At 62.5% G+C, this 15,824-nt stretch carries 14 protein-coding genes; 7 read left to right on the forward strand and 7 right to left on the reverse strand.

Annotation, left to right across the window (positions count from 1 at the left end; translation table 11 throughout):
- Positions 1 to 24: 24 nt before the first annotated feature.
- From ACRTG1_RS17175 to ACRTG1_RS17185, 3 genes are all read right to left on the reverse strand, one after another.
- Positions 25 to 474: a c-type cytochrome gene (locus ACRTG1_RS17175; RefSeq protein WP_432516709.1), complete on the reverse strand. Its 450-nt coding sequence runs from the start codon at positions 472 to 474 to the stop codon at positions 25 to 27.
- A gap of 178 nt (positions 475 to 652) precedes the next feature.
- Positions 653 to 1,252: a superoxide dismutase gene (locus tag ACRTG1_RS17180; protein WP_113154587.1), complete on the reverse strand. Its 600-nt coding sequence runs from the start codon at positions 1,250 to 1,252 to the stop codon at positions 653 to 655.
- Between the two features lie 102 nt (positions 1,253 to 1,354).
- The gene (locus ACRTG1_RS17185; protein WP_297562882.1) at positions 1,355 to 2,233 is read right to left on the reverse strand and encodes a branched-chain amino acid aminotransferase; all 879 of its coding nucleotides are present in this window, start codon (positions 2,231 to 2,233) and stop codon (positions 1,355 to 1,357) included.
- Positions 2,234 to 2,429: 196 nt separating this feature from the next.
- Here ACRTG1_RS17185 and ACRTG1_RS17190 point away from each other — a divergent pair, with 196 nt between their 5' ends.
- Positions 2,430 to 3,086, forward strand: a complete 657-nt coding sequence (locus ACRTG1_RS17190) for a haloacid dehalogenase type II (RefSeq protein ID WP_113154585.1) — start codon at positions 2,430 to 2,432, stop codon at positions 3,084 to 3,086.
- A gap of 249 nt (positions 3,087 to 3,335) precedes the next feature.
- Positions 3,336 to 4,082 (forward strand): L,D-transpeptidase, encoded by a 747-nt coding sequence (locus tag ACRTG1_RS17195; RefSeq protein WP_206545897.1) that lies wholly within the window; start codon positions 3,336 to 3,338, stop codon positions 4,080 to 4,082.
- A 40-nt stretch (positions 4,083 to 4,122) separates the two neighbouring features.
- Here ACRTG1_RS17195 and ACRTG1_RS17200 read toward each other — a convergent pair whose 3' ends face one another.
- A complete protein-coding gene (locus ACRTG1_RS17200) occupies positions 4,123 to 5,694 on the reverse strand; it encodes a helicase HerA-like C-terminal domain-containing protein (RefSeq protein ID WP_206554013.1) in 1,572 nt (523 codons plus the stop codon).
- Positions 5,695 to 5,949: 255 nt separating this feature from the next.
- Between ACRTG1_RS17200 and ACRTG1_RS17205 the strand changes: the two genes are divergently transcribed.
- The 4 genes from ACRTG1_RS17205 to ACRTG1_RS17220 all read left to right on the forward strand — a co-directional run bounded on the left by ACRTG1_RS17205 (position 5,950) and on the right by ACRTG1_RS17220 (position 11,351).
- A complete protein-coding gene (locus ACRTG1_RS17205) occupies positions 5,950 to 7,395 on the forward strand; it encodes a methylmalonyl-CoA mutase family protein (protein WP_206545895.1) in 1,446 nt (481 codons plus the stop codon).
- Positions 7,392 to 9,518: a methylmalonyl-CoA mutase gene (scpA, locus tag ACRTG1_RS17210; RefSeq protein WP_432516710.1), complete on the forward strand. Its 2,127-nt coding sequence runs from the start codon at positions 7,392 to 7,394 to the stop codon at positions 9,516 to 9,518. The genes ACRTG1_RS17205 and scpA overlap by 4 nt, the downstream gene beginning before the upstream one ends.
- Before the next feature lie 64 nt (positions 9,519 to 9,582).
- Positions 9,583 to 9,804: an AbrB/MazE/SpoVT family DNA-binding domain-containing protein gene (locus tag ACRTG1_RS17215; RefSeq protein ID WP_432516711.1), complete on the forward strand. Its 222-nt coding sequence runs from the start codon at positions 9,583 to 9,585 to the stop codon at positions 9,802 to 9,804.
- Between the two features lie 179 nt (positions 9,805 to 9,983).
- The gene (locus ACRTG1_RS17220) at positions 9,984 to 11,351 is read left to right on the forward strand and encodes a TIGR03808 family TAT-translocated repetitive protein (protein ID WP_432516712.1); all 1,368 of its coding nucleotides are present in this window, start codon (positions 9,984 to 9,986) and stop codon (positions 11,349 to 11,351) included.
- Between the two features lie 56 nt (positions 11,352 to 11,407).
- Here the strand turns inward: ACRTG1_RS17220 and ACRTG1_RS17225 are convergent, their stop codons facing one another.
- A complete protein-coding gene (locus ACRTG1_RS17225) occupies positions 11,408 to 12,259 on the reverse strand; it encodes an AraC family transcriptional regulator (RefSeq protein ID WP_432516713.1) in 852 nt (283 codons plus the stop codon).
- Between the two features lie 438 nt (positions 12,260 to 12,697).
- Positions 12,698 to 13,711, reverse strand: coding sequence for an asparaginase (locus tag ACRTG1_RS17230; RefSeq protein ID WP_317561989.1), 1,014 nt, complete (start codon positions 13,709 to 13,711; stop codon positions 12,698 to 12,700).
- 62 nt (positions 13,712 to 13,773) lie between these two features.
- Here ACRTG1_RS17230 and ACRTG1_RS17235 point away from each other — a divergent pair, with 62 nt between their 5' ends.
- The gene (locus tag ACRTG1_RS17235; protein ID WP_206554018.1) at positions 13,774 to 14,553 is read left to right on the forward strand and encodes a DUF3750 domain-containing protein; all 780 of its coding nucleotides are present in this window, start codon (positions 13,774 to 13,776) and stop codon (positions 14,551 to 14,553) included.
- Here the strand turns inward: ACRTG1_RS17235 and ACRTG1_RS17240 are convergent.
- Positions 14,546 to 15,712 carry an acetyl-CoA acetyltransferase gene (locus tag ACRTG1_RS17240; protein ID WP_206554019.1) on the reverse strand — a complete coding sequence of 389 codons (1,167 nt, stop codon included), beginning with the start codon at positions 15,710 to 15,712 and terminating at the stop codon, positions 14,546 to 14,548. The genes ACRTG1_RS17235 and ACRTG1_RS17240 overlap by 8 nt on opposite strands.
- Positions 15,713 to 15,824 lie beyond the last annotated feature (112 nt).

Genomic DNA, 15,824 nt, shown 5'->3' on the forward strand with positions numbered 1-15,824 from the left:
GTCTCAACAAAAAGCGGAAAGGCTCTAGTTGTTCTGAACGCGGAACTTCTCGTGGCAGCTCTTGCAGTTGCTGAACACCGGGCCGATTGCCGCCTGGAAAGAAGCGAGATCCGCCGGTCCGTCCTTGCCTGCCGCGTCTAAGGCAGCCGTCGTGTCGGTCATGTATTTGTCGAGCGCGGCCTGAAAGCCGGCTGCATCTTCCCAGATCGCAGGTGCAGCGGTGGTGTCGCCCTCGCCCGAACCCTCGGGAAAGAATGCGCCATAGGATTTTGCGCCTGCGTTCAGCGTCAGGATGGCGGCTTTGGCGATGGCTGGATTGTAAGCCAGCTCTTCCTTCATCATCGCGCCGGCAAGGCCGGCGGAAGCGGCCGTTGCCTGCATGATCGACTTGCGCACGGCAATCGGATCATCGGCCGCGGCAACGCCGGAAACCGACAGGCAAAGCGCTGAAACGGCAAGTGCAATCTTCTTCATGGAAACCCTCCGGTAATTTGTTCGAACAATACCCGGACCAACGCGGTTGGCCGGGAATTATTCCGGGGAACGCCTTCACGCTTTCGTGAAGGTCGGTCGAATCAAAAAGGCCCGGCGCTGGGCCGGGCCTCTCGAATACAGCCAGAAGCCGTACTTATTGTGAAATCCACAAGCGGAATTACGAAGCCTGCTCGTAAAGCTCCAGCACGTAGTCCCAGTTGATCAGGCTGTCGACGAACGCCTCGAGATACTTCGGACGCGCGTTGCGGTAATCGATGTAATAGGAGTGCTCCCACACATCGACGCCGAGGATCGGCGCTGCGTCGTGAACCAGCGGGTTCTCGCCATTCGGGGTCTTCATGATCTCAAGCTTGCCGTTCTTGACGGCGAGCCATGCCCAGCCCGAACCGAACTGCGTTGCACCGGCATTGATGAAGTCGGCGCGGAACTTGTCGTAGCCGCCCAGATCGCTGTCGATGGCCTTGGCGAGCGCGCCGGGAAGGCTGGTGCCGCCGCCGTCTTTCTTCATCCACTTCCAGAAGTGAACGTGGTTGTAATGCTGGGCCGCATTGTTGAACAGGCCGGCATTCTTGCCGAAGGACTGCTTGACCACTTCCTCGAGCGACAGGCCGTCCATGCCTGCTTCTGCAGCCAGCTTGTTCCCATTGTCGACATAAGCCTTGTGGTGCTTGTCGTGGTGGTACTCCAGCGTTTCCTTCGACATGAAGGGCTGCAGTGCCTCATAATCGTAAGGCAGATCCGGCAGTTCAAAAGCCATGGTGGTAAACTCCCTCGTACAGGTGGTTGAATTCTGCAGGACGCAGATGGTGCTCTCCCTTGAGAGAGACAATACCCATCGCGTCCGATTGTTCCCGAATGATCAGGCGGGCACGCCCGAATGGGCCCACTCCCAATAGAGGTCACGGGCCTTTTTGGCCACAGGACCAGCCTGATAATTCTGATCTTCGACCCGGCTCACCGGAACGACCTTGGAGTGGTTGCCGGAGGAGAACACCTCGTCCGCTTCAAGGAAGTCCTTCACCGAAAGCGTCTTTTCAACGACTTCCATGCCTGCATCGCGCAGAAGGCCGATCACGCGGGTGCGGGTGATGCCGGTCAGGAACGTGCCGTTCGGCGCAGGCGTGTAGACCACGCCATCCTTGACCATGAAGATGTTGGAGCTGCCGGTCTCGGCCACATTGCCCAGCATGTCGAGCACCAGCGCATTGTCAAAGCCGCGGCTGCGCGCTTCCATGATGGCACGGGCGTTGTTCGGGTAGAGGCACCCCGCCTTGGCATTGGTCGGCGCGGTCTCATAGGTCGGCCGGCGGAACGGCGAAACGCCAACGGAAAAGCCGGTCGGCTCCAGCATCGGCGCTTCATAGAGGCACAGGCAGAAACGGCTGGAATCCGGGTCCGCCGGCACGCCCATATAGCCGCCGTGCTCGCCCCAGTACATCGGGCGGATATAGACAGCCGTCTTGCCGTCGAACTTCTTCAGACCGTCATTCGCCAGCCCTATGATTTCGTCAGCCGAAACCTTCGGCGTGAGGCCGAGATTAGCGGCGGAAGCGTTGACGCGTGCCGCATGCAGATCAAGGTCCGGCGCAACATTCTCGAACCAGCGCGCACCGTCGAACACGGTCGAGCCGAGCCACATGGCGTGGCTGCGCGGACCGATGAGGGGTACGTTGCCCTCATGCCAATCGCCATCAACATAGGTCCAGGTCGTCGATTGGACTTCGGTCACTACGGTCATACTGCGCCTTCCTTCCTGATGATCACGCAAGAATCTCTGCAAAGATGCGAAATTCTTAAATTCTCGGTGCCAATTATGGAAATGACTTTGTCCGGTCCCGTCAATCGCCGCCATGCGCCTTTCGATGAGGCCAGACCACGCTTCTTGACCGTCTCCAGCCCGTGCGGTCAAGTACGGAGTGCGTAAAGGAGTGATGATGCGCCACGCGGCCTATGTGTTCGATGCCTATGGCACCCTGTTCGACGTGCATGCGGCGGTGCGTCGCCATGCCGGCGAAATCGGGCCGGAAGGACAGCGTTTTTCGGAACTGTGGCGCGCCAAGCAGCTCGAATATTCCTGGGTCTTCACCCTGATGGGCGAATACACCGACTTCTGGACCATGACGGAGCGGGCGCTCGATTTCGCCTTCGCAAGAATTCCCTCGGTCGACCGCCGCCTGCGGCAGGATCTGCTCGACGCCTACTGGCAGCTCGACTGTTATGAAGAAGTTCCTGCGGTCCTCAAAGCGCTGAAGGCCGGCGGCGCGCGGCTGGCGGTCCTGTCCAACGGGTCGCCCGCAATGCTGGAATCGGCAATCCGCTCCTCCGCCCTCGACACGGTTCTGGATGAGGTTTTCTCGGTGGAAACGGTCCGCCGCTTCAAGACCGATCAGAGCGTCTATGAAATGGTCACCAATGCCTGGCGCATCTATCCGCAGAACGTCTCGTTCCAGTCATCGAATCGCTGGGACGTTGCGGGCGCGCAGCATTTCGGATTCCGCACGGTCTGGCTCAACCGAACGGACCAGCCGGACGAATATGAAGAGTTTCCGCCTGACCTGATTCTACCGTCCCTCGACGGATTACTGACGTAACGTAAGAAGATTCCGCACATTCCGGGCGCGTGCTATGATGCATCTATAACACACTCGACCAGGAACTGCGCCGAATGCGTGATTTTTCACCTTCAAGTCAAAGTTACTCGGTCTATCAAGCATGTTCCGATAACTTCTCTCACCCTAGGGCGGGAACAAGGGATTTAAATCCCGCATGTGATCCGGAGGGCCGGCATTCAGGCTTTCGGGGTCATCAGTCCTGACGAAACGCGAGTACACGAAAGAACCATGTCCAATTCCCCCACTGCCGTACGATCACTCACCCGGCGTCGTTTTCTGTCCCTGAGCGCAATTGGCGCCGCATCGGTCGGCCTGTCCGCCTGCGTCAGCGACCAGAGCGAAAAGCCCGCGATTGTCTCGCGTCCCGCGCCCAAGCCCGGCCCCGTCCAGTACAATTCCATGTACTCGGCCGTCGTTGATGCCGGCTACGACATTCCCGCTGTTCCGATCGAGAAGATCAACCCGCGCTACTACCGTCAGGAAGTTGCCGATCCGACCGGCGAGCGTCCCGGCACCATCGTCGTCGACACCGCCAACCACTTCCTCTACCTCGTGCTCGAGAATGGCCGCGCCCTGCGCTATGGCGTCGGCCTTGGCCGCGCCGGTTTCGAGTGGGCCGGTCGCGCCGAGATCAAATACAAGCAGCAGTGGCCCCGCTGGTTCCCGCCGGCAGAGATGATCGACCGTCGTCCGGAGCTCGAAAAATATCGCTCCGAGTACGACAAGGCCAACGACAAGTGGGTCGGCGGCATGCAGCCCGGCGTTTCCAACCCGCTCGGCGCCCGCGCGCTCTACATCTTCGAAGATGGCAAGGACACGCTCTACCGCGTTCACGGTTCGCCCGAGTGGTGGACCATCGGCAAGTCGGTTTCCTCGGGCTGCGTGCGCATGCTCAACCAGGACGTGATCGACCTTTACACGCGCGTTCCAGATGGTGCGCCGATCCTCGTCACCTCGGGCCTGCGCACCGTTTGACGCGATGGTCCCGTCAGGACTTGAATGAGAAAGGGGCGCTCTAGCGCCCCTTTTTTAAACTCCCGAGAATGCCCCGCACCAGCGCCCTTCCAAGCGAGGTGCCGACGGAGCGGACCACCGATTTGATGGCGGCTTCCGTGACCGACTGCCGGTTGGACGTGCGCCGGCGCGGCGTGGTCGTCGTCTTGCGCCGCGTCGTGGTGGTGGTTTTCGCGCCATCGCCGAAATCGGGCAGCGACCAGCGCGTGCGCCCTTCCCCGTCGCCGGCCTCTTCGGCCTCCTGCGCGCTTGCCTCGGCCTTCGCCTTCTCTTCGGCTTTCTTTTGCAGCATCTCGAAGGCGGATTCGCGGTCGATGCTCTCGTCGTACTGACCGAACACCGGGCTCGCCTTCATAAGCTTGTCGCGTTCTGCATCCGTGATCGGCCCGAGCCGCGATGCCGGCGGGCGGATCAGCGTCCGCTGCACGATGGAGGGAACGCCCTTGGATTCCAGCGTCGAAACCAGCGCCTCACCGACGCCAAGCTGCGTGATCGCTTCGAAACAGTCGAATTCGGGATTGGGCCGAAACGTGTCAGCCGCCGTCTTCACGGCCTTCTGCTCGCGCGGCGTATAGGCGCGCAGGGCGTGCTGCACGCGGTTGCCGAGCTGGCTCAGAACCGTCTCGGGAACATCGAGCGGGTTCTGTGTGACGAAATAGACGCCAACACCCTTGGAGCGGATCAGCCGCACCACCTGCTCGACACGCTCGACCAGAACCTTCGGCGCGTCATCGAACAGGAGATGCGCTTCATCGAAGAAGAAGACGAGGCGCGGCCGGTCCGGGTCGCCCACTTCCGGCAGTTCCTCGAACAGTTCCGAAAGCAGCCAGAGCAGGAAGGTCGCGTAAAGACGCGGGTTCATCATCAGCTTGTCGGCGGCCAGCACGTTGATCGCGCCGCGACCATCGCGCGTGGTGCGCATGATGTCGCCGATCTCGAGCGCCGGTTCGCCGAAGAAGAAGTTCGCCCCCTGCTGCTCCAGCACCAGAAGCGTGCGCTGGATCGCGCCGACAGATTGCTTCGACACATTGCCGTAGCGCGTGCCGATCTCGTCGGCGCGGTCCGCCACATGCACCAGAAGCGCCTGCAGGTCCTTCATGTCGAGCAGCAGCAGCCCTTCCTCATCGGCAATGCGGAAGGCAATGTTCAAAACACCTTCCTGCGCGTCCGAGAGGTTCATCAGCCGCGACAGAAGAAGCGGCCCCATCTCCGAGATGGTGGTGCGGATCGGGTGGCCCTTCTTGCCGAAGAGATCCCAGAAAATGACCGGGAATTCCTGAAACTCATACGGGTCGAGCTTGATCGCGTCGGCGCGTTTGGTGAGGAAGTCCTTCTCCTCGCCCATCATGGCAATGCCGGAAAGGTCGCCCTTCACATCCGCGCAGAACACGGGCACGCCCGCATTCGAAAACCCTTCAGCGAGGATCTGCAGCGTCACCGTCTTGCCGGTGCCGGTTGCGCCGGTGACGAGCCCGTGCCTGTTGGCGTATTTCAGCAGAAGACGCTCGGCCTGCTGGTAGCTGTCGTCCGGATGCCGACTGGCCCCCAGAAAAATCGTGTCGTCTGCCGTCATGAAATAGCCTCGCTCGATCAACCCGTTGCTGCGCAATGTTCTCCGGTATAGTCAGCCCCGCAGAAACACTCAACGGCGTTGTGCACGCGCGCTGAAAGCGAGGCTTTCATGCAACGCTCGGGGCTATTTGGCCTATTGTGCATTGCGGCGTGATCTGTGGCGTCCTAAACTCCGGGCTCAGTAAAGGGTGGTTGCCTTGGGCTGGAAACGCGCAAAGCGGCGGATCCGGCCTCGGCCATCGGCGAATCGGGAGGCATGATGGATCGCGCGATCCTAAAAAAAGTGAAGTTCCCCCAGATCGATCAGGAGCGCTGGCGCGACCTGGTGGTCGAATCCCTGAAGGGGGAAGCAGGTCCGGAAGCTCTCTCCTGGCAGACGGATGACAATATCTCCATGCGCGCACTTTACGAGCGCATGCAGGACGCCAAGCCTCTGGCGCGCGGCCGTGGAAAATCCGGCTGGGCGCATGTTCAGCGCATGGACGACCCGGATCCCGTGCGCGCCAATCTTCAGGCGAAGGAAGACATCGCACAGGGTGCAACCGGCCTCGCGCTTGTCTTTGCAGGCGCTCCCAATGCATTCGGCTTCGGCATGCCCGCAACGCCCGAGGCGGTTGCGAAGGCGCTCGACGGCATCGACCTGCAGGGCATGCATCTGCGCATGGACGCCAATCCGAGCAGCCGCGCCATTGTCGACTGGCTGACCCAGCTTTTCACCGAGCGCCGCATCAACCCGGCCGCCATGACGCTTTCCTTCGGCATTTCTCCGGCAGCCACCTTTGCCGGCACCGGCAAGCTGCGCATGTCCATCGAGGCGCTTGAAGCCTCCATGCCGCAGTCCTTCGCGGGCTTCTTCGCGATGGATCTGCCCGGCATCCTGCTCGAGGGCGATGGCCGCGTGTTCCACAATGCCGGCGCTTCCGAGGCGCAGGAGCTTGGCATCATGCTTGCCTCCGCAGTCTCGCATCTGCGCATGTTCGAGCAAGCCCGCCAGCCGCTTGTCTATGCCGCGCCGCATATCGGCTTCTCGCTCTGCGTCGATCAGGATCAGTTCCTGTCGATTGCGAAGATCAGGGCCCTGCGCCGCCTGTGGGCGCGTGTTCAGGAGACCTGCTCCATCGAGCCGTCTCTTGCGACGATCCACGCAGAGACCTCCTATCGGATGATGACGGCGAAGGACCCGGAGACGAACACGCTGCGCACCACCATCGCCGCCTTTGCGGCGGCTGTTGGCGGCGCGGACACGCTGTCCGTCCTGCCGCACACCATCGTCCACGGCCTTCCTGATCCCGATGCGCGGCGGCTTGCCCGCAACACGCAGCTCATTCTCTCCGGCGAAAGCCATCTGGATCTGATCATCGATCCCGCGGCCGGCGCAGGCGGCATGGAAACGCTCACCGCCGCGCTCTGCGAAAAGGCGTGGGACGAGTTCCGCCGCATCGAGAGCGAGGGCGGCGTGCTGCGCAGCCTGATGAACGGACACATTCAGGAGCGCGTGCTCGACATGCGCGAGCGCCGCGAGCAGCGCATCAATGACGGCAAGAAGGCCATTGTCGGCACCACCATCTATCCGGCTGCCGAAGAGCGCCCGGTCAAGACGCTCAAGGCGGTTTCGCCCGACATCTCCGGTGAGGTGGCCGCCGTGCGTTGCCAACCGCTGCTTGCCCAGCGTCTCGACGAGACTGGAGGAGGCATCGCATGATCCCGGACTTCGCCAGCATCGACTGGTCGGTCCCTCATTCATCGCCTCTCCCAGCCCAGACCCCGCCGGCAGAAACGCCGGAAGGCATCGCCATCAAGTCTTCCTATTCGGAGGATGACTTAAGGGGTCTGCGCTTTCTCGACACCTATCCGGGCGCCGCGCCCTTCATTCGCGGCCCCTACCCCACCATGTATACCCGCCGGCCCTGGACCATTCGCCAGTATGCCGGTTTCTCGACGGCTGAAGAATCCAACGCCTTCTACCGGCGCAATCTCGCCGCCGGCCAGAAAGGCCTGTCGGTCGCCTTCGACCTCGCCACCCATCGCGGCTATGACAGCGACCATCCCCGCGTTGCGGGCGATGTGGGCATGGCCGGTGTGGCGATCGATTCCATTCTCGACATGCGCCAGCTCTTCGACGGCATTCCGCTCGATAAAATGAGCGTCTCCATGACCATGAACGGCGCGGTTCTGCCGATCATGGCGCTCTACATCGTCGCGGCAGAGGAACAGGGCGTCGCCCACAGGGACCTTTCGGGCACCATTCAGAATGACATTCTGAAGGAGTTCATGGTCCGCAACACCTATATCTACCCGCCCAAGCCCTCGATGCGGGTGATCTCCGACATCTTCGCCTACACGGCGGAGCACATGCCCAAATTCAACTCCATCTCGATCTCCGGCTATCACATGCAGGAGGCCGGCGCGTCCGCCGATCTGGAGCTGGCCTACACCATCGCCGACGGCATCGAATATGCCCGCGCCGGCATCGCCGCCGGGCTCGACATCGACCGTTTCGCGCCCCGCCTGTCCTTCTTCTGGGCCATCGGCATGAACTTCTTCATGGAAGTGGCCAAGATGCGCGCCGCGCGTCTTCTCTGGGCGACGCTCCTGAAAGAGAATTTCGCGCCGAAGAGCGAGCGCTCGCTGTCGCTGCGCACCCATTGCCAGACATCCGGCTGGTCGCTCACCGCGCAGGATCCCTACAACAATATCGTGCGCACCATGGTCGAGGCCATGGCCGCCACCCAGGGCCACACCCAGTCGCTGCACACCAACGCCTTTGACGAGGCGCTGGCCCTGCCGACCGACCATTCCGCCCGCATCGCCCGCAACACGCAGCTTGTGCTGCAGCTTGAATCCGGCACCACGCGCATGATCGACCCATGGGGCGGCTCCCATTTCATCGAGCGCCTCACACACGATCTCGCCAACCGCGCCCTCAAACACATCGAAGAGGTGGAAAGCCTCGGCGGCATGGCTGCGGCCATCGAGAAGGGTGTGCCGAAGATGCGCATCGAGGAAGCGGCCGCCCGCACCCAGGCGCGGATCGATTCCGGCGAACAGCTCGTCGTCGGCGTCAACAATTACCAGCCCGAACGCGACACCGAGGTGGACGTGCTCAAGGTGGACAACGCCGAAGTGCGCGCCCGCCAGCTCGCCAAGCTGCAACAGCTCAAGGGCACCCGCGACGTGGCCGAGACCGAGAGCGCCCTTGCCGCCCTCACCCGCGCTGCCGGGGGAGACGGAAACCTTCTCGAATTCGCCGTCCGCGCCGCCCGCGCCAAGGCAACGGTGGGCGAGATTTCTTCGGCACTCGAAAAGGTCTTTGGCCGCCATGTGGCCGAGATCCGCACCATTTCCGGCGTCTACCGCAAGGAGGTGGGCGACCTTCCCTCCGTCGAACGCGCGCACCAGAAGGTGGAGAAATTCCGCAAGAAGACCGGTGCCGCCCCCCGCATCCTGATCGCCAAGATCGGGCAGGACGGGCATGACCGCGGTCAGAAGGTCATCGCCACCGCCTTCGGCGATCTGGGGTTCGACGTCACCGTCGGCGCCATGTTCCAGACGCCTGAAGAAGTGGCCGAGCTCGCCATCGCCAATGATGTGCAGATCGTCGGCGCATCGTCGCTCGCCGCCGGTCACCTCACCCTCATCCCCGAGCTCAGGACAGCGCTGGAGAAGCGCGGCCATGGCGACATTCTTCTGGTTGCTGGCGGTGTCATTCCCCCGGATGATTTTGCGGCCGTACATGAAGCCGGCGCTGCGGAAATCTTCCCACCCGGCACGGTCATCCCGGAAGCCGCCGAGCGCCTGCTCGACCGGCTTCTGAAATCAGGCTGATCGCCCATTCTTGAAATGGCCGCCCTCTGCTATGCCCTGAGTTGCAACATGCAGAGCCGGAGCCATGAATGTGACCATTCGCAAGATCGGAAATTCGGAAGGGGGCATCCTTCCAAAGGAAGTGCTTGAACGGCAGGGTCTCAAATCCGGTGACCAGCTGGTCCTCACGGAGACGGAGAATGGCATTTATCTGAAAACAGCGGACGACCATTTTGAACGCCAGCTGGAAGCTGCCCATCAGATCATGGATCAATACAATGTCGCGCTGCGGAAACTCGCCGAATGAGCTGGAGTCCGTTCTTGCACGCGCGGAGAACAAGGCAGCCTACGAAGCCCTGACATCCATGATCTGGCAGCTGCATATGTCTGCGGCATTCTTCCGCGACCACACGGTCCCTCTCGAAACCTGAACCTCACGGCACGAAACCTGCATTCAAAATCGGGCCAGTCCGGAGTTGTGCCAAAATGAACCGCCGCAGATTTTTGAAAGCAAGCGCAGGGTTTGCCGTTCTCGGTCTTTCCATGCCGCATCTTGCCTTTGCCGACGCCGCGCTCGGGCGCATGGCGGCTGGTGCTGCCAGTGCGCGGGATTTCGGCATCGATCCGAACAGCGCCACAGATCAGACTTCGGCCCTCACCGCCCTGCTTGAACGCGCCAGCGCGGAATCCATACCGGTCTTTCTCCCGCCCGGCCGCTATCGCCTGTCGGGCCTGCCGCTTCCCCGTCAGGTCCGCCTCATCGGAGTTCCCGGCGCAACGCGCCTCGTGCAGGAACGCGCCAGCGCATTTCTCACGGCGCGCGACAGTGAACACCTTTCCCTGTCGGGCCTTGCGCTCGATGGCGTGTACATGCCGCTTTCCGGCGATGCGCGCGCGCTTCTCGACATTGACGGTGCAAAACACCTCGCCATTGAGCAATGCGCCTTTCGGGCCAGCAGCGGCAGTGGCCTCGCCCTTCGCCGCGCACGCGGGCGGATCCGCGACAGCGAGATCGCGGACGCCTCCGACTACGCCCTTTACGCGCTGGATTCGGATGGGCTCGACATCAGCGCCAACACCATTGCCGATTGCGGCAATGGTGGCATTCTCGTCCATCGCAGCGGCCCCGGCGCGGATGGCAGCCGCATTGCGGGAAACCGCATCACCCGCATCCGCGCTGACAGGGGCGGCACCGGCCAGTATGGCAACGGGGTCAACGCCTATCGCGCCGACAATCTGCGCGTATCGGACAATGAAATTTCCGACTGCGCCTTCTCGGCCATACGCGGCAACAGCGCCGGCAATCTCCAGATTTCCGGCAACACCTGCCTGCGCTCCGGCGAGACGGCGCTCTATGCCGAGTTTGCCTTTCAGGGCGCGGTCATCACCGGCAATCTGGTGGATGGCGCGGCCCACGGCATTTCCATGGCCAATTTCGACAAGGGCGGCCGCCTCTGCGCCTGCACGGGCAACATCGTCCGCAACCTCTCCGCAAACGGCCCCTACCCCTCGCCCATGGCCGGTTTCGGCATCGGCATCAATGTCGAGGCCGACAGCGCGGTCACAGGCAATGTCATCGAGAACGCGCCGCTTGCCGGCATTCGCATGGGCTGGGGGCCCTTCCTGCGCAACATCACCGCTTCGGGAAACGTCATCCGCAAGGCGAAAACCGGCATCATCGTCTCCGTGGTCGAAGGCACGGGCGCAGCAGTCATTTCCGGTAATGTCTTTGAAGACACGCCGGATGGCGCGGTCGTCGGCCATCGCTGGGCCGACGCCGTCACCGGCGACCTGCTGCGCGCCGGCAGCAAGGACATTCCGCACCTGACAGTCACAGACAAGCGCGCAGGCTAAACCGAAAGACCTGCCCTTTCTGTCGAACGATGCTCAGCAGGTGTGCGGCTTCGGCTTCACTGCGCCGCCTTGAGAGGCAGGTAAATATCCGTGCGGAGTTCGCTTTGCGACACCTCGCGCGGATCGTTCAGATAGGCCTCGAAGATGGGAGCATCCTCCGGCTCATAGCCGGATGCAGGCAGCCACACGCCCAGAAACCAGCGATAGGCCCCGCGCATGTCGGCATAAGGGCCCGTATAGCTCAGCTTCGCATATGCCCCACCGCGCAGCACCGTCTCCACGAGAGGCGCATCGATTGCGAAGGACTCTGCCACCGGCAGACAGGCGCGCGAGCGCAATTCGGTCTCGGGGCCGATATCCGGATCGTCGAAGAACACGCCGATCATGGCCGGCTCGGCCGGGATCGCGTCGCGGGCGGCAAGCGTGGTGAAGAGCCGTCCCATGGCGTGATCGATTTCCATATAGGAGCCGGTGTGATCGATCCCTGCGCAACGACGTTCCGGCACACGCTCCACCACCACCGGAAAAGCGCGCGCCGCACCTGCGGCATTCGCGGCCCTGAATGCTGCATGCGATCCCTTTTCGCGATAGGCTGCGGGGCTCATGCCGAAAGCGCTCTTGAACGCCCGGCCGAACGTGTCTGGCGAACCATAACCGGCACGAGCGCCGATGGCGTCCATGTCCAGTTCTGAATTAGCCAGCCGGTCGGCGGCGCGCTGGAGCCTCAACCGGCGGATCGTCGCGACAATGGTTTCGCCGCGCATGGCCGAGTAGATGCGGCTCCAGTGATAGGGCGAGAGGCAGGCAACTTCCGCCAGCCGATCAAAGGAGAGATCCTCCTCAAGGTTGGCATAGACGTGATCGAGCACCCGGTTGAGGCGGTCATTGTAGTTTTCCAGGCAGGTCATGAATGTCCTCTGTCATGCTTGAAATCACGGAACTTCTCGCACGATGTGGACAGGCAAATCCTGCGCACTTGAAGCATGGCCGTCAGCCTTGTCGCTTGAGAGGCCATGCCGTCATGCCGTTGCACCATCAATGGTTTGGAACGTCCCCTGCGTCCCCAGAGGGGCGCACGGCAATCTAGGGTCAGGACCCATTAATATGGCCGCAATGGCGTTCGATAGACCAAGAGATGCCAGGAAAAGCCCGCAGAGCGGGGTCTTCCCCCGGTCAAGGGGTTTGACGCAGCAGATCGCCGGCCTATCGAGCGTCCTTCGGATCGGCCTGATTTGCACGGCTACTTTGTCGCAAGTCCTCGAAAGACGTGAAGTCTTCCTGCGGCCTTGCTTCCGTATCCGCACAAATCAGGCCGACCATTGCGGCCATATTAATGGATCCTGCCCCTAGCCGACCTGAACATCCAGAACGTCTGAAGGCCGCAGCCCGCCGACCTCGAAACCGCGCCGGTTGGTCAGAACGGGCCGCGCCATCTCATGCAGCGTCCCGGCAAGCGCATCCCCCTTCAGAAGCTGCGCCAGAACCTCGGCCACCATCACCTCGGCAGCCCGCGTGGCTCCGTCATCGCATTTGAGCGCAATGCCGAGGCCCTTCTCGGGGATCGCCGCACAGAATACGCCTTCCGCCCCCGTCTTGGTGAAGATGCGGCCCTGTCCGGCCTCCATCATGCGTGTGTCGGACCGTCCGCTGCCCGCCACATAGAACGGCTCGGCCATGCAGGCCGCAAAAATCCGTCGGGCGGCTTTCGCCCTTTCCGGCGCAAACCCCGTGCCCGTCGCCATGCGCGCAAATCCCTGCGCCAGCGCCCGAAGCGGCACCGCATAGGTGGGAATGGAGCAGCCATCCGTGCCGCACAGATCGCTCTTGTGCGCAGCGCCTGTCACATCTTCCATCGCTGCCTTCACCGCATCCTGAAGCGGGTGACCCAGCGCCACATAGCCCTGCGGATCATGTCCCAGATGGGCGCAGGTGCATAAGAAACCCGCATGCTTGCCGGAACAGTTGTTGTGCGCCGCCGTCGGCTCCGAAAGGGTGCGCGCCTGCTCGATCAGCACATGTTCCTGAGAAGACCAGTGCGCCCCGCACTCGAAAGCGTCCGCGCCGAGCCCCGCCCGCTCGAGCATAGCGATAGCCAGCGCCGCATGTTCCGGCTCGCCCGAATGCGACGAACAGGCGAGCGCGATCTCGCGGTTGCCGAAGCCATAGGCATCCGCCGCCCCGCTTTCCACAAAGGGCAGCGCCTGAATGGATTTCACGGCTGAACGCGGGAACACCGGTCGGTCGATATCGCCAAGGCTCATCACCGCGCCGCCATCCGCGTCGAACACGGCGATGGCACCCCGGTGCCTGCTCTCGACAACGTTACCGCGCAACACCTCGACCAGAACCGGATTGCCCATGTTTTCACCGTAATTTGCGGGATTCATTTTCATCATCTTCCGGCGACAATAGACTGGCCCCCATGCGTTTTTTCAAGCGAACTTTGCTCTTTCTCCTCGTCGTCTTCGTTTTGCCGGCCTCAGCTTCACTGGCCTGGTGGGCGGTGCAGGAACGGCCTGGCTCCTGGCGCAGCGCCGACTGGTCGGCGAGTGGCGTGCTGCCCGCTCCCGCAGACGATCCGCAGGCCGCAGTCTACGTGATGGCTGCACGCACCGGCGGCATGAAAGGCGCGCTCTCCGTTCACAGCTGGCTTGTGCTCAAACGTGTGAACGCCTCCGGCTATGACCGTTACGACAAGGTTGGCTGGGGCAGCCCGGTGCGCCGAAACGCCTACCCGGCGGACGGGCGCTGGTATTCCAACACGCCTTATGTGGTGACCGCCATCAAGGGAGAAGAGGCCGAACGCCTTATCCCTCAGGTGGAAGCGGCCATCGCCAGCTATCCGTTTTCGCAGCGCGGCGATTACGGACTGTGGCCCGGCCCCAATTCCAATTCCTTCACCGCGCATGTGCTGCGCACGGTGCCCGACCTCGACATCGCCCTGCCGCCCACCGCCGTCGGCCGTGATTATCGCCCCGGTGTCTTCGCCTTCGATCACGCGCCCGACTGGAGCGATGTCCATGTGTCCTTTGGTGGCCTGGCAGGGTTTGCCGCCGGCCTGCGCTCAGGCTTCGAACTTCAGTTTCTGGGACTGGTCGCGGGCCTCGACATACGAAACCCGGCACTGAAAGTGCCGGGCTTCGGACGCGTCGAACTGTGGCCGTCGGCAACGGCAGGCGAGAAGGCCGCGCCTTCTACTTGATCCGTTCGAGGATCGACACATAGTTGGCGACTGCCGCGCCACCCATGTTGAAGATGCCACCCAGCGTCGCGCCGGGGATCTGGATGCCGCCGGCCTCGCCGGTCAGCTGCATCGCCGTCAGCGCGTGCATGGAAACGCCGGTCGCGCCGATCGGGTGGCCCTTGGCCTTCAGGCCGCCCGACGGGTTCACCGGCAGACGCCCGTTCTTCTGTGTCTGACCTTCGAGCGCGATCCTGCCGCCCTCGCCGCGCTTCGCCAGTCCCATGGCCTCATATTCGATCAGCTCGGCAATGGTGAAACAGTCATGCGTCTCCACGAAGGAGAGATCGTCCAGCGTCACGCTGGCGCTCTTCAGCGCCTGCTTCCACGCCGCCTCACAGCCCTCGAACTGCAGGATGTCGCGCTTCGACATGGGCAGGAAGTCCTGCACATGCTCATTGGCGCGCAGCGCCACCGCACGGCGCATCGAAAGCGCCGTTTGCGTGTCCGCCAGAACGACAGCCGCCGCCCCGTCGGAAACCAGCGAACAATCCGTCCGCTTCAGCGGGCCGGCAACATAGGGGTTGCGCTCACTCTCCTGACGGCAGAACTCAAAACCCAGATCCTTGCGCATCTGCGCGTAAGGATTGTCGACGCCGTTCTTGTGGTTCTTTGCCGCCAGCGCCGCCAGCGCATCCGTCTGGTCGCCATATTTCTGGAAATAAGCATCCGCGATCTTGCCGAAAACGCCGGCAAAGCCACCCGGTATCTCGCCATCTTCCGGCAGATAGGATGCTTTCAGCAGGTTTTCCGCAATCTGCGGTCCCGGCGTCTTGGTCATCTGCTCCGCGCCCACCACCAGCACGATGCGCGCCGCACGCGCCTCAATGGCACGCGCGCCCTGCCGCACGGCGGCGGAACCGGTCGCGCAGGCGTTTTCCACCCGCGTCGCCGGCTTGAAGCGCAGCCGGTCATCGGCCTGCAGCACGAGGCTTGCGGTAAAATCCTGCGGCGAGAAACCCGCGTTGAAATGGCCGAGCACGATCTCGTCCACATCCTCCGGCCCGATGCCCGCATGGTCCAGCGCCTCACGCGCCACCTGCACGATCAGCCCTTCCAGCGTGTCGTCTGTCAGCTTGCCGAATTTGGAGTGGGCCCAGCCCACGATGCATGCGGTCATCTCGTCTCTCCCGGACCGCCAGCCAGCGGCCGGCGCGTTGATGAACTGTCTCACAAAATCATAAATCCGGCGCGAAGACCGTTCAAGCCTGAACTATTTAAACACCCGGTCC

The organism is Nitratireductor sp. PBL-C9, assembly GCF_050877045.1.
GTDB classification, from domain to species: domain Bacteria; phylum Pseudomonadota; class Alphaproteobacteria; order Rhizobiales; family Rhizobiaceae; genus Nitratireductor; species Nitratireductor aquimarinus.